Below are 15,627 nucleotides of genomic sequence, written 5' to 3'. Positions count from 1 at the left end.
CTTTATTTTTTTAAAGAATTATAATCTTTGTTCGAATGGTTTGACCACCTGTTTCTACAATCATAATATACATTCCAGCAGCCACCTGAACACGCACGGGAATCTCGTAATTTTTACTACCCGAAAATTCTTCGCGATAGAAAATCTGTGGACTGATATAATTGATTAATCGCAAGCTAATCGGGCTTTCTTTAGCCAATTTAACATAGACCGTAAATTCTCCATGATTGGGCACTGGTGCTATTATAAATTCTTCGATTAGTGGCCCTTGAGATAAGTCTCCCGAACCATATCCTGCATCCTCCTCTACAACTACTTTTTTATAAAAGGTCTGGTAACAATCCCCTTGATGTTCTCTCAGTCCAATTTCGTATTCTCCTACTTGATGAAACACTAATTTGATATGATGATCGGTTTCTTCGATAATCTCCACACCTGCAGGAAGTATCCACGTGGTTTGATCTCCTTTGGGTTGACTGACATTGACAATCATCACTTCTTCTCCTACATAGGCTTGCGTAGCGATTAAGAATTCAGAACTGATTTGTACATTCATTCTTTTGATTTCAATTTGACTATTCGCCACACATCCTTTTGAAGTTGTAATCGTTGCAGTATATATCCCAGCATCTTTTAATTCTACGGTACTCGACGCAGATTGGAATCCATTCGTCGAAGTCCAGCTATAAGTAGCGGCTGGATCTGCAATTGCAATCGATAGTGGCAGCGTTTGTGCGTCACATAAGGTAACATCTTCTCCTAAAGAAAAGGTGAATGCTTCGGGGTTGGCAATCACATATTCTTTGATAAACCCGCATCCCAACGCATCTCTCACTTCAACCGTATAGGTTCCTGCAGTAAGGTTGTAAATAGCAGGAGTTGCAGCTCCATTGTTCCACTCATAGGTATAGGGTGGTACACCACCACTTACCTCTAAGGCAATAGACGCAGTTGTTCCATTGTGACATTGTAGTTGTTCTACTTTTTCTTGTACCTCAAACTGTTCCGGAACCTCAATCGTCACGACTCCTTCCACTCTACATCCTTTGCTGTCGTACACGATGAGGTAATACGGCATGGAAACTAAATTTTCAATCAACGCTGTGGTGGCTCCATTACTCCATTCATACGTATAGGGTCCTACTCCTCCGCGAACAATCGCTTGGGCTTTTCCGAATAAATCGCCTTGACATTTAGAATCTGTTTTCTCAAACGTCAACGTCAATGCTTGAGGTTGTTCTAAATAGTAAAGGGAATCCATTTTTTGTTGCAGCGCATTATTGACATAAGTTCCCAAAACAATTCCATTGCGATCTTCCACATTGACGGCATACGTTCCTACTGATAAGTTAGTGATCTCATGGGATCTGAAATTGTACAATTCTTGCCAACTGCCATCTTGCTGCTGTTTCTTCCAAGTGTATTTATACGATCTGTTGTTGTTTTCTCCAGCTTGGAAAGGGCGTCCTCCCGAAACATTGACACGCAAAGCGCCATCTTGTGCTTCATCGCGAATGCCATTTTGATCGCTATCGACTTCATTTCCATAGATATTATTCAAATTACAAGAAATGTCATTCACCAACTCGTATTCCACGACAATCGGATCGGGTTCTGTGACGTTATATTGTTTTTCTACAACAAAACAAGCGTGGTTATCCTGACCGAAATCGCGATTATCCCATACCGTTAAATTGTATTCTCCTTTGCCAATTCCCTGTAATTTCAATTCAAAATATTCCGTTGTAATCTGACTTACCACTTGGGAGTTGCGTATATTTCCGTCTTGGTCTTTCCATTGGTAGAGGTAACTTCCATCAGCAAAAGGATTTCCCTTGCTAATTCGAACGGTTAATTCTCCATTTGTTCCTTGGTAAAAAGTAGGCTCAAGAGTAGCTATCAGCTCCACTTCTACGGGTGCTAAGACAATAGCTGAAGCAGAAACGATACATCCTCTACTATCGGTAACAGTAAGGCTGTATGAGCCTGCTTCAAGTGCCTCAATGTTTTGCGTTGTAGCACCATTACTCCACGCAAAAGCATAAGGAGGTGTTCCTCCTTCAATCTCAACGGTAATCCACCCCAAGCGATTGTGACAAACATCCATTGGCGTTAACGTCATCGTTAGTTGCTCAGGCTGAATCAACGTATAAATTGAATCCGTTTGTTTTGTCAATACATTGTTTACATATTCTCCTAAAACAATTCCGTTGCTATCTTCTACATTTACAGCGTATACCCCGTGATTTAAATGAGTTGCTGTTTCGGTTGTAACTTGAGTAAGTTCCCTCCAACTACCATCTGTTTGTTGTTTCTTCCACGTATATTTATAAGGCAATCCGCCATTTTGAGAAGGTGCAAATGGTCGTCCTCCTGTTACATTTGCCCGAAGAATAGCATCGCTCTCTTGTCCTTCTACTAAGAATTCATTCTCGACATGACATGAAATGGGGTTAATCAATTCAAATGTAAGTTCTAATGGATCGGGTTCTGCCAATTCTATTTCTCGTTCTAAACGATAACAATCTCGCAATGTTGCGGTATCTGTATAACGCGCATCTTGTATTTTTACTGTATATTTTCCTTTGGCCACTCCACGAAGTGTAATGCGGTAACTTCCATCCGTTACTTCTACTATTCCTTGGGATTTATTGGTAATATCATTTCCATTTTCATCTAACCATGTGAAAGCATAACTTCCGTCGGCAAAGGCCAATCCGTCCCATACTTTCACTTGTATACTACCATTGCTTCCTCCTGCGAAGCTCGGCTCTTGCAACAAGGTCGTTTCTATCTTCAACGAAGGAAGTACAGTTAGCTCGGCTTCCACTTGACATCCTTTGCTATCAGTAATCCAAACGCGATATACGCCTTCTTCCAAATTGGCTAACGTTGGAGTCAATGCGCCATTACTCCATTGATAAGTATAAGGAGCAACACCACCAGATACTGTGGCTGTAATCGTTCCATCTGCCACAACACATACGTCCGTTTTACTTAGGCTCACTTGTAAGAGATCAGGTTGATCCAAGAAGTAGCTAACATCTTGTTGTGTTGTTAATTCGTTGTTGACATAAACTCCAAGGCGAATGCCATTTTTATCTTCGATATTTATGGCATAGGTACCCGTATCTAATCCTATGGCAGTATCCGTTGTAAAGGCTGTCAAATCCAGCCAGCTTCCGTCTGCTTGTAATTTTTTCCAAAAGTATTTATACGGCTGACTGTTATTGTCAAATCCCGTAAAGGGTACACCTCCACTAGCGACAATGCGCAAGGCACCATCACTACTTGGATTTTCATATTGATTTTGGTTATTACACGAAATTTCATTCACCACTTCCAGCTGAGCCATTAGTGCCTCCGGTTGGGTAACAATAATTTCTTTTCTTATCGTCGTACAACCCTTTTTTTCTCCTGCAAATTCATAATTTTGATCATAAAGGGTTACATAGTATTTTCCCGCTCCAATACCTGTTAGTGTATTGGTATACGTATTTAATTCCAATCGATCGGAAGCGAGAGTAGAAATATCATTTCCTAATTCATCTTCCCATTTGTAGTAATATTTTCCAGAACTGCCAATGGATGTTCCTCCACTTGCACGCACGGTAATAGATCCATTGGTTCCCATATAAAACGTAGGTGACTGTATGTAGATTTCATCTTCTGCGAGGGCTAGAGGAGCACTAGGTTGTGTTAGTGTTTTTTCCAATACAATCTCCTCTCCCAATGCGTCAGGTTCACCGGGAATACGAACAATTTCTTTGGCAATACATCCATTGCTATCCCTTACTTTAATGCGATACGTACCTGCAGTTAAATTGGAAATCCAAGCTTGATTTCTAAAACTAAAAGGAATCCAATTTACTGTTCCTTCCAACTGATACTCATACGAATTGCTCCCTCCAGTTGCTTTGATGTGTATATAGCCGTCGTTTCCACCATAACAAAAGATATTACCCCCAGTTTCGTTTAGGGTAAAGGCTACGGGTATAGGTCTTTTTATTTGAAAATCTAAGGATTGTTGTAGTGTATTGGAGTATGTCTTAGTACTCGGGTTTCCATAAGCACCAATTACAGTAACTTCATAATCTCCAGGCCATAGAGAATCAATCACAATACGATTATTTACAACTTGATCTTTCGTTATATTAACTACATTGCTATTTGATAGATCACTCGTATTGGTTAACGTTAACGATATGATTTCACTATCATAAAGTTCTCGATCCAAAACTAACGTCACTTGTCCATCATTACTATCTAAGCACGAAGGAGCTTTAACACTTTCTCTCTGTATCAAAGGACTTGACAAACTCAAGACAAAAATTGCAGGAGGACTAATGGTGTTATAATTATACGCTTGTTGTCTAATGCCTATATACTTACCATGTAAACTCTTTATATCTCCATTTAAAAAATCTGTTGAATCTAAGAAATCCTCTGCTTTAGTATGCATTTTATCTTGCCCCTGAAACTGAGAAATCGATTTCCAATAACCATTTCCATGGGTTAGCTCATATTCTGAATCAGCGATTCGATACTCCCAATTATACTCTACAGGATCAAAATGCGTATGCGAATAAATCGTTCGTTTAAATTTATCTAAAGGCAATGTTTTCTCAGTATCTACTAGTACTTTTAAATCAGGGCGAATATATACTGTTACATAATCCGAACCAAAACCACTATGACCAGAGTTATTATTTGTTTCATTCGAATCAAACAATACCTTTCCATAAGGTGCCCTGATAGATTTAGCGGTTTCTCCATCCGAATATTTACATTTCCTCAAGTTTCTATATCCTCTTTCTCCATAAAACAGAAACCGTTTTATTTTTGTACGGGCGGATATTGTAATTTCGTTACTATTAAGATCCACATAACTACTGTTCGATTGTGGTCTACGAATAAGTTCAATTAAGTTATTAGGCTCTACGGTAATATTCATTAAAACATATGAACCACATTTCTGTCTTGCATTACTATGTGCATAACCATAACCTGTAGTTTTTATTTTATATTCCCCTATTGGAGCTTGTGCAATACTTAGGTTGCCAACTAAAAACACAAACAGCAGTATCAAAATCTTCTTCATCTCTCTTTCTTAAAATTTAACCTCAATTTGCTCTCCCTTGCCGATTCCTTCTTTTACATTAGGAAGCAAGTGATATTCATAGGCTGTATTCAATGACAACTGACTATCTAAAATAAAGTCAGCATCACTACTCTTGATTACTTTCCATAAAAAAGGCGTTTTTCCTACTTCATTTTTATAGATTTCGATAGAATCAATTTTCGCTTTATCGACGCTATAATCCCATTTGAGCAATACTCTTCGTTTTTCTCTATCCACTATTGCTTCAATATTCTTCAATACCTTTCTAGCTTTAATATTTAAGGTTTCAATCGTTATTTTCGTATTAATTGCACCAGAATCAGACCATAAATTAGCGGTGTTTTTCGCCTGAATCTGGTATTCATATTCCTGTTTGGGTTCTAAATTGTGTTGATCGGTATAAGAGCTTTCCCCTTCACTAAAATGCGCTAAAGACTGCCATAAGACCTCTCCTCTTTTTCTTCTCGATAGTACAACTAAATCTACATCTTCACTGCTGCTATTTTCCCAGAATAATACAACTCCATCTGCTTGTAATTCAAAATTGATAAAAATAGGTGCGATAGGTGGAATAGTCGTCGGTTTCTCTAAAACTAATACTTCCGAGAATTCTGACACGTTGTGTCGTTTATCTTCTGCTGCAATTCGATAATATACTTTTTTATTGGAAAATTTTAAATTCACCGAATCAATGTACTGATTGGTGGGATAGGCATTTCTAAATACATCGACAAAATCTTCATCGGCTTGTTGTCCTCTAATGATGCGATACCCCAACAAGTCTTTTTCTGTATTGGCGTTCCAAGTTAAACGCACCACGCCCAAACTATCGATTTGCCCTTGCAATCCTGTAGGAATAGCAGGTGGTATACTATCAATCGGCTGAACTAAAACACTCATGGATTGTACTTTTCTATCGTTTAATCCAATTGCAGCAACTTTAAAATAATTCGACGGTTCTAAGTCTTTTTGCTTGTGACTGCGTTTAGTCTTATCTAGTATTCCTCCAACTCTTGTAAATCCTCCTTCCATAGAGGTAGCTACTTCCAGCTCAAACCCTTTTATATCAGCTTCTTTTTCTTTTGGGAAATCCCAAAAGAGTTCCACTCCACCTTGGTTGTCATAGGAAAATCCCTGCAGAACTGGAGCTACCTCATTTTCAACGATCCCCTTTACAACAATCGGCTTGGATACTTGTCCCTTTTCTCCAAAAGAGCTGATCCCATAAATGCGATAATAATAGGCTTTATTATTAATTGCTAAAGTATCTGCATAATAAATGAGTGGATTTTGCTTGCTATCTGCTGTTGCCGCGTGCAAATCGACTATTCCTCTTTCACTTAGCGGGAAAAATGGTCCTTCTTCCTGCTCCGATTTTTCGATAACATAGGAAACATAAACATTGCGGTATAAGGTTGCAGACCAACCAAAAAGTACATTTTTATCTCCCCCCATCGCGATAAAATCCTCAATCATCGGCAAGGGTTCATACTGATCTACACCAATTAGTGTAGCACCTTTTCCAATACTATTTTCTGCTCTAACTTCTACTTGATAGATATATTCCTCTCCTTTTTTTACCTTTCTATCAATATATCCCCATCCGGCTAACAAACTAGCTTCAAAAGACATATCAGCCGCATAAAGCGAAAACAAAAAGCGTTGATCAATTTCCTCAGCTGTATTGATGATTCTCCCAAGCTCACTATCTTCTATCTCTCCTGTATCTTCCATCTGAAAACTTTCACCAAATAGCGCCTGTGCAATTACTGCCGCATATTCATTTTTATCTTCTACAATCGCTTTTTCCCACAATTCCTGTGTAGCAGGTTGAATATTATCTGCTAGCGTTTCTTTAGGTGCATGTTCGATAATTTGTCCGTCTTTCTTAACTAATCGTCTATAAAGTACATAACCATTCTCCTTGGCTTTTCTCCATGCACTGGGTGTGGTAACTCCCCATCGCAATAGTACTGCATCCTCTTGCGCACGTGCTGCTATCTTAACCATCGGTTGTTCTATTGCTTCAGAAGTATCTTGTGCAAAACTCAAGGCTGATAACAATAGCATGACTCCAACTATAATCTTGTGGACTGTATTGGTTCGATTTGTTTCTTTATTTAAATCAATTACTTTCATCGTCTAAAATCTAAATTCATTTAAGTTTTTGTACTTATACTGATACGTTGCTTTTTGTTTATCTCCTGGTAAGGTGTAATGCAACTTTATATTGTAATCGCCGTGACGCATGAATTCAAAGCGCTTGCGCAAGAGTTCATAGTAAATCGAGTTAGGCACAAGAGGATGATCGATCGCATCATTTGCAATTTGATCCGTTAGATTGACCCAGTCTTCTTTGTAAATTTGTCCCAAATTATACGTATATGGGAAGTATGACATTCTCCATGTCTTGTTCACATTTCGGTCCGCACTCATCAAATAATAACTTCTAATAAACAAAGCCTTACTCGGTACTATTCCGTATTCATCTGTATCTCGATGCGTAAACGTATATTGCCCCTCTCCTTGATAATTGGCGTACAAATACGGATTGATATCAATTGTAAAATACTTGTCATCCAACGTCGCTTCGGGAATCAATAACGGTTGACCATCTGTAAAATTAGATCCTGTCAATTCGATGGATTCAAAAGGTTCATCGGAACGAATGGCATTCTCTAATGAAATGGCATCGGAATACTTCACACCAAAATTGTACGATGTTGTTTTGATTGCCTTCATCTTATCGACAAACGTTTTATACTTACTTGTAGCAAATCCATAAGACAAGCGATCTACTTCTCCCTCTGACAATACAGTTTCTGCCTGATTTTCAGTAATCTGAATATCATTCCCCTCTTCATTTGTCGATTGTCCCGTTTCTGTTTGACCTGCATAAGCCCTTGTTTTTTCTCTGTCAATCACTTGTCCTGTTTTACTGGTACTGATAATTGAGAACAAGTATTCTTTCTGATTTTTTAGCTTTTTCGGCAATTCATAATTTACTTGGTTTGAACTTGTGTTATAAGCAAACCCAACGTCAAATGCTTCTTTTGATTCTTTATCTGTCATTTTAATTGTGGTTTCCCATTGATCTAGCTCAAATAAATAATCCTGTCCTTGTTTTAATTGAATGTATCCTTGTGGATATTCTTTAGTATATAGATACTGTTGATTGACCACAGGGTAAGCGTATTTAATATTGTGCAACGGAATATACTCAGGCGCTTCACCCGAGATAAATTCAACGCTTTTGGTTTCTTTTGCGGGTTTACCATTCTCTAGAACAGGGATATATGTTCCATTTTCTAATTTATAGAAGCTAACCTCAACTTCTACTTTGTATTTCTTTCTCGATCCCAATACATCAGTAGGGAGAATCGTAGCGCGATCTTTCATTTGAGAAAACTCAATTGAAGAAGGTACTTCTACTCCTGCTTCATCTATAATTCTAAATGTATCCAATACCACTTTATACGTATTATCTCCACTGTCTTCAGGAATGATCAACGGTTCATTGACTTTCATAGAGAAAGTTGCTTGAGGTGCTGTAAACACATCAACGTCTTCACTGTTTTCTTTTGGCGTTAAATCGGTAATCATCTTCATTCCACCAAGTATTCCAGCATCTGCAAACTCACATTCCTTCCCTATAGTTACCTTAAATCTAAATTTTCCTTTGATCAATCCACCCAGAACATTCATATGTCCACCAACATAGCCTCTAGCCCAGAAAGGGTTTGGCAATTTTGCCTGCATCAACGCTGCGGCACCTGCGGTTAGAATAGGAATTTTCATTTTGATAAACCAAAGTTTCACGCGAATTCCCAACTCTCCTTGTAAATAGGCATAGGCTTGTCCGTTGGCATACCAACCATCAATACCAATGCGATCCGAACTCGTGTTTAAGCAAGAAGCATCTCCGTAATCTTTCAACATAATATCAAAGCCCATTCCTGCCATGAATCGAGCATACATAATCAAGAAATTCAAATTCCCTGTATCAATTTCTAAACTCGCTCCAAAGGCCATTCCTCCAGCATTAGCCAGTTGGTTTTCATCGCGCATATAGTCTAATTCTTTAGCATCTACCCCAAGCATACGGGCTACTTGAGCTGGTGGTGGTGGACTATCAGGAAGCTTGGTTCCCGACATAAAGTAAGAACCAATTTTTAAGAAGACACTTCCAATACCCAATTTCACGCCTACCTTTTGATCAGGTGTTCCCATATAGAGGTGCCAATCCTTGCGTCCTTTGTAAAACTCAGCATATCCCACCGTTCCATCAGGTCCTGTTCCTGAAATCAATCCGCCAGGTACATCTAGATATGCTTTAAACATACCGAATACAGATCCATTCTCTATATCGTGTTCTATACCCACCTGCGTTCTAAAGCCAAAAGCTATCCCTCCGCTTTTATCCGTTGGCATTTCTTTTTCTGCTGTAGTAACTAAACTCCCCGTTGGTGTATTTGGAGCGGTTGACAATAAATCTTGACCTAATTGCTTAAAATCGTCCTTAGCCCCTTGAACTCCTCCCACAACATCAAGAATATCTAGAGGGAGAGCTTTATTAAAATAATCCGTACTTTGTTGTACTCTAGCAATCGCATTAGCAATCGCACTTCCACCCGGAATTTCACTTAAAATTGTACCACGTCCATACATTCCAATAAATGCAATCCCACCTGATTTGGTAAAGGCCGTTTCAAAAGAAGCCTCTGCATCAACCATACCCGCAAATCCCATTCGAAGGAGCGCTTTTACACCTAATCCTGTTTTATAATCCGGTTCATAGGACAATCCTGAAGGCGAAAACTCCGTAGGATCTAATCCTGCTTTTCTTCGCATCTGATAATAAGCTCCTCCACCAAAACCAGTGATAAAGGCACCTTTAAAATTTACCGAAGCATCAAAATACCAGTATCTAAAGTCTTTGCGTCCGAAAATAGCTTTACTCTTTATTCCAAACATGCCTTCTCCTTGGCTGCCTTCTGCTGTATCTTCACCTGCTGGAACTCCTGTGTACTGCACCGATAACTCCGCATTAAATCCATCTCCATATACAGGATCCTTTTTCATCAAATCTAATCGACCGTGGATATTCATCCCACTAAAACTACCATCCACAATAATCTTGTGAATATCGATCTTGTCGAATCTCCATTTCTGAACCACTCCTTCTGAACCTAATTTTCCTACAATGGATATTCCCCCTTGAGCCGAAAACATATTGCTATCCATTAAATTCAAGCCAAGATCAAAACGCAAGGCAGCATAGCGATCGTCCATTCTCACTTCAATGTTGCCAATAGACACAGGAAAATTATTGAATTTCAATTCTCCTTTGGTTCCCATACTTCGAACGGCAATCATCGGAGCTACGGTTTGCAATTGAAGGTCTTGGAAATCTATGTTTTGAAACGCAACTAAATCCTTTTCATTAGGATCATCTTGTTTCGCCTCATTATTTTTAACGTGAAAAGAAATTCGACCACTTAAATTGGCTTTAGGCAAGAATTTTCCTTCTTTTACTTTTAATTCTACTGCACTTCCACTCGCTAAAACTCCCTTAGCCTGCCAAATATTGAAATCGATATCGTCTCTTGTGATGACTTGAAGCCCATATTCTCTTCGCGAGATAAAACCATGATACCCCAGAGCCGTTTTTGACGCTTGCTCTCCTTCTTTTGCCTTACTAATAGGCAAGAGGATATCCCCTTCTAACCTTCCTCCTTTTAATTGATTGGTTACAAAACTAACCTCTAATAAATCAAGTGAATAGGCCCATGCATTCGTTGTAGATGTTGTTCCTTTATCTAAAGGAAAGAGATTCGTGGCAGAAAAAATACCCGAAACACCGTGTTTATCAATAATTAAATTACGCGTTCCTATTTCTATGCGTTTTGTAGGATGGTCCTTTGTTTTAAATTCAGCTGGTAAAGCCACCGCTAAACTTTCGACATACACCCCTCTCCAACTCTGCTCTGTTGGAAACAACAGTCCATTTTCTCTGTATTCTCTTGGAAAAACCACACTAACATCATTGCGACTATCCGATAAATCTAAAACCGCATTATTGACGTGAAATTGAAAGTTTCCTTGATAGTTTTCTCCATTTTGTTTTTCAGCTAAGGTGAAAGGTTCCATACTTACACTCACCAAGATATCATTCCAACTCTTAGCCGTAAAGCGAAAATCCCCTTTTACTCGGTTGGGCATGATTTGTTTTCCCAATAGAGGATGATCGTATTCACGTGTAGTTCCAGGTATAACATCCCCCATATTGGTGTCTATTCTCTTTATTAATTCATCACTAAAGTGAACGGTACCCGTTAGATGGAGTTCCTTAAACCCATCACAATCAATGGTTACGTAAGTTTGATTGAGTACTGTACCAGTATCCATATCAAATCCACCATATAAGGACATACCCCATTTACTTCCTAATTCTACATGGACGTCGCCTAATAAGGTAAGCTTGGCATCACCAATGATACCTCCTTGATTCGATATTTTAATACCATCTGCCCCAAAATACAACGATCGAGGTGCATTTTGATTTCCCTGTTGATTGGTTCCTTGCGGAATATCAATTTGGCAGAACACCGTTACTTCAGCATATTCTGGAAAAAACTTCGCCTTTGTTATGGCTACTTGATATAGTGCATTATCATTTCCCGTTGCTATTCCAATAGGCAAGGTCATCAAATCTTCACTGCTGAAGTTGTCCGTCCAATTTCCACTTTCTTTTACTTTATTTAGTTGAGCTACCGCTTCAGTTACCTTTTCAGCTGCATCTGCACCTGTCTGTTGAGCTTGAAGAGTTATACTATACAAACTAAATAAAGCAACAAACAATACTATCTTTTTCATATCTAGAAACTATAACTATAGTTGAAGGTTAAGGTTAAATCATTGGTGTTCATTCCCGTGTATAGCTGTCTAAACATCTGCACGCCATTCAATGAAAAATTGTGTTGTTCCAAAAACACATAACTCGCGTTGAACTTCACTCCATATACGCTGTTATTCCCCGTTTTGGTTTGCATTTGATTGTAAAGTCCCCCTAAAGTGGCATTGAGCTTATTGTCTAAAAATTTCTTCATAAAATTCACGCCAGCACCATACGAATTGGAGTTCATCGCACTAATTTTATTATCTGTATAATTCAAAGAAGTACTCAGTCCAGCCGCTATACTTTTCATTGTTAGCGTGTGAACCAAATTAAAATTCTGAACCGTACTCGATTGTCCTTTGCGAATTACGCCTCCTTGTTTATTCGCTTGTCCAGCTATGGAATAATTGAAATTAATATTGTGCTGCTTCTCCTTGCCTAAGATGTAATTGATATTTGCATTGGCATTTTGAGAGAGCTGTTTGTAGTTTAAAGTATCTGCGGGGTTTAAATTAGGATCATTGATATAATCAAATTGATCCAACCTTCTATTCGTATGGGTAGAAAAATTGGAATAACTACCGCTGATATTCAATTGCTCATTAACAATAAAGCTCGCATTTAGTGTTCCCACTAAGCGTTTGCTGTCTTGTGCTTTCTTCTTATCGAGATTATCGCGTTGATACCCCAATTGGGTGCTAATCATCAAGCGATCTTTTACAAACGGTCCGGAAAAAGTAACACCTACGTTTTCCAAATCATTATTAAAATACATTGCACCTAGTGTTTGGTATTCAGGATCCACATTTTCATAAACCAAACCAATGCGATATTTACTTAGATTATAATTCGCCGATGTCTTTACTGCTTTGTGTGTAGATCGCGTTTTTAATGTCGATGTATTATCTTCTATTTGTTGAGGAATTAAATCATAAAGTATAGACAACGCATATTCCACTTCTAGTTCAACATTGGGAATAACCGTTGTATGTACTTTAAAACTATTCACTGAATTTTCTTTGGCAATTGCTCCACCAGAATTGACAATCGAGTTTTCTTTGTCCTTGGCATAAAAGGAAATATATTCCAACTTATATTGATCTTGTTCAAAATCGATTTTTCCTCCAACTCCAATTCGCTTATACGTCGCAACTTGGTATCCTAAGCTATCTGCTTCTGTTGGTTTAAGGAGTCGCCCACCCATAAAACTAACTTTTACAGGTCCTTTGGGGGTTAACTCCGCTCCAATACCTCTAAACGGATGACCATTTAGGGTGTAATTGGAAAAACTCATACTTGCATCTCCCAAATAGGCTTGAATCCACTTGTACTTTGGAGCTAAACTAAAACGATTAAAGTCATACGGCATCTGATAGCCAAACTGATCTCCTAGATTGGTAATCGTATAACTAATGGGCATCGAAAACATTTTATAACTTGCCCCTAAATTTCCACTCAGTGTATACGTAAAGGGATCTTGGTTTCCCGTACCCGCATTGTTATACATTCCATTGGCATTGATTCCGCCATACACCTTCACCTTACTAGTTTTCATGAGCGTTTCTATATCAATCTGTTGTGCTTGTATTGATATGCATCCCAATAAAAACAAAGCAATACATCCTACTCTAGTCCTCATCTTATCTCCTTACTTTTTGAACTTTTATATCACACAAAACATACGCATGTTGTGTGTTGACTTGAACAAATTCCTTTACATATATTGCCCCTTTTCGCCCATCACTTGTCTCAAATAAAACAATGCGCTGTTGTTGATTTGTAAAGAACTGCTGTCCACCAGCTGTTTCTACAATCTCAATACGCTGAAGCGGACGGTCATTTTCTAAAGCCAAGAAATCAGTTATTGTAAAATTCACTCCGCAATTACACAGCTCTTGAGAATTGATAATTTTCACGTGTTGACCGCCTTCAAAAGGCAGCAATCCACTCGTGTGAATCGAAGAAGGACTGCTAAATTTACTTCGCGAAAGATTACTTGTCATCCCTGTAAATACAACATCAATAGCAGGTGCTATTTGAGCATCGACCTCACTGGTAAAATAGGCTTGTCTTTGACTAGTTGAATATAAAGCAGGTATTTCACTCGTATTGTGACTAAACATATTTCCCAATTTAATATCCGTTAATACATACAAATTGGTATCTTCATAAATAGCAATTTCTTTGACAATCGATTTACTCTTTTTGTCATTACTTGCCGTTAGTTTAATTTTTTGCTTTCCTACTCGATTAAAAACAACAGTTGGCTCAACTGCTGTACTCGTTGGAGTAGCACTTCCTTCAAATTCCCATTGAAATGTATCTGCAGCAATTGTTTTATTCTTAAAGTGTACTTGAACAGGTGCTTGGTAATCATAATCACGATGCGCTACTTCCCACGTAAAATCAACAGCAATATCAGGGGCTACTTCTAACGTTTTTACTTTTCGAACCGTATCTTGTCCATTACTCACCAAGACAATTAAATCATAGGTTCCTGGTACCTCATACTGAAGCGCAGGAGGCGTTTTTCCTTTAAACTCTTTAATTTGAGATCCTTCCAACTGCCATAAATAATTCAATCCCTCTCCCTCAATATCATTGGTTATTGTTACTACAACAGGAGGGTACTTACTTCCGGCTACGGTATAGGTAAAATCTCCTTTTACAGTATCGAAAAGCTCAATAACTTGACTTGTGGTATTTTCCTCTCCATCTACATTCGTTACTGTTAAGGTAACCGTGTATTTACCCGGTTTGACATAGGATACCTGCCCAGGGTCTTTTGCAGAAGAAGTTTGTGGATGCCCTCCTTCAAATTCCCAAGAATAATGATCTCCACCTGTAGATTTATTGATAAAAGTAAGAAGAGCGGGAATGGTTTGATTGGCTTTTGTGTATTGATATTCAAACGAAGCTTGTACTGGTTCACTCTGTTCGTTGTAGCAACTATATAGCAGAATGAATGCCATTACTACCCCTACACCTTTCAGTATTAACTGTGATTTCAAAATGGTAATTTTTCTTTATTTAACTTTTTTTTCGCAAAAATACAAACAAACATTTAAATTAAAAAAGACAACATATACTTAAAAATGAGATTAAAAATCATTTATCAAATAAATAATTCTCAACAATTACACCCAAACACAACAAATACAGCACACTTAAGTCATTTACAATCATTTACAAAAAAATCAAACATCAATCAAAAGAACATCATATTTAACAAAATATCCAGTTTTACTACACCTGTCTTTTTACACCTAACTAGTAACTACAATTGAAAAAAAACACACAAAAAAAGCCACCTAGATTTTAATCTAGATGGCTTCTATACGCTAATAAATGGATATTTGTTTCTTCACCAATTCAATTTGTACAAATCGAGTTCCCTTTGGCCACTCTTCCTCTTCTGCTGCAGATTCAGCTATTTGATCTAAATCTAATAGTACCAACTTCTTCTCTATCAACGCTTCAATTTCAAACGCTGTAATCTCCGTAATACCATCTTCTTCATACGTATTGGTTATCTTTTTTCCCTCAATAGAAAATAGCTCTATCATATTACCTGATCTACGTTCATTAACATCACCTACAATGTCCC

General features: G+C 38.1%; 6 protein-coding genes. All 6 read right to left on the bottom strand.

Going from position 1 to position 15,627, the window contains the following annotated elements:
- Positions 1–10: 10 nt before the first annotated feature.
- The gene (locus H4K33_RS14330) at positions 11–5,101 is read right to left on the bottom strand and encodes a hypothetical protein (RefSeq protein ID WP_182650175.1); all 5,091 of its coding nucleotides are present in this window, start codon (positions 5,099–5,101) and stop codon (positions 11–13) included.
- A 9-nt stretch (positions 5,102–5,110) separates the two neighbouring features.
- Entirely contained in the window at positions 5,111–7,261 is a 2,151-nt protein-coding gene (locus H4K33_RS14325; RefSeq protein ID WP_182650172.1) for a fibronectin type III, read from the bottom strand.
- A 3-nt stretch (positions 7,262–7,264) separates the two neighbouring features.
- A complete protein-coding gene (locus tag H4K33_RS14320) occupies positions 7,265–11,998 on the bottom strand; it encodes an Ig-like domain-containing protein (protein WP_182650171.1) in 4,734 nt (1,577 codons plus the stop codon).
- A 2-nt stretch (positions 11,999–12,000) separates the two neighbouring features.
- A complete protein-coding gene (locus tag H4K33_RS14315; RefSeq protein WP_182650169.1) occupies positions 12,001–13,659 on the bottom strand; it encodes a hypothetical protein in 1,659 nt (552 codons plus the stop codon).
- A gap of 1 nt (position 13,660) precedes the next feature.
- Positions 13,661–15,031 carry a PKD domain-containing protein gene (locus tag H4K33_RS14310; RefSeq protein ID WP_182650167.1) on the bottom strand — a complete coding sequence of 457 codons (1,371 nt, stop codon included), beginning with the start codon at positions 15,029–15,031 and terminating at the stop codon, positions 13,661–13,663.
- Positions 15,032–15,361: 330 nt separating this feature from the next.
- Positions 15,362–15,586 carry a hypothetical protein gene (locus tag H4K33_RS14305; RefSeq protein ID WP_182650165.1) on the bottom strand — a complete coding sequence of 75 codons (225 nt, stop codon included), beginning with the start codon at positions 15,584–15,586 and terminating at the stop codon, positions 15,362–15,364.
- Between the last annotated feature and the right edge of the window lie 41 nt (positions 15,587–15,627).

Source organism: Myroides sp. WP-1 (assembly GCF_014145635.1).
GTDB lineage: Bacteria > Bacteroidota > Bacteroidia > Flavobacteriales > Flavobacteriaceae > Flavobacterium.
The sequence above is the reverse complement of the archived record's forward strand: the minus strand, read 5'-3'. Positions and strand labels throughout refer to the sequence as shown.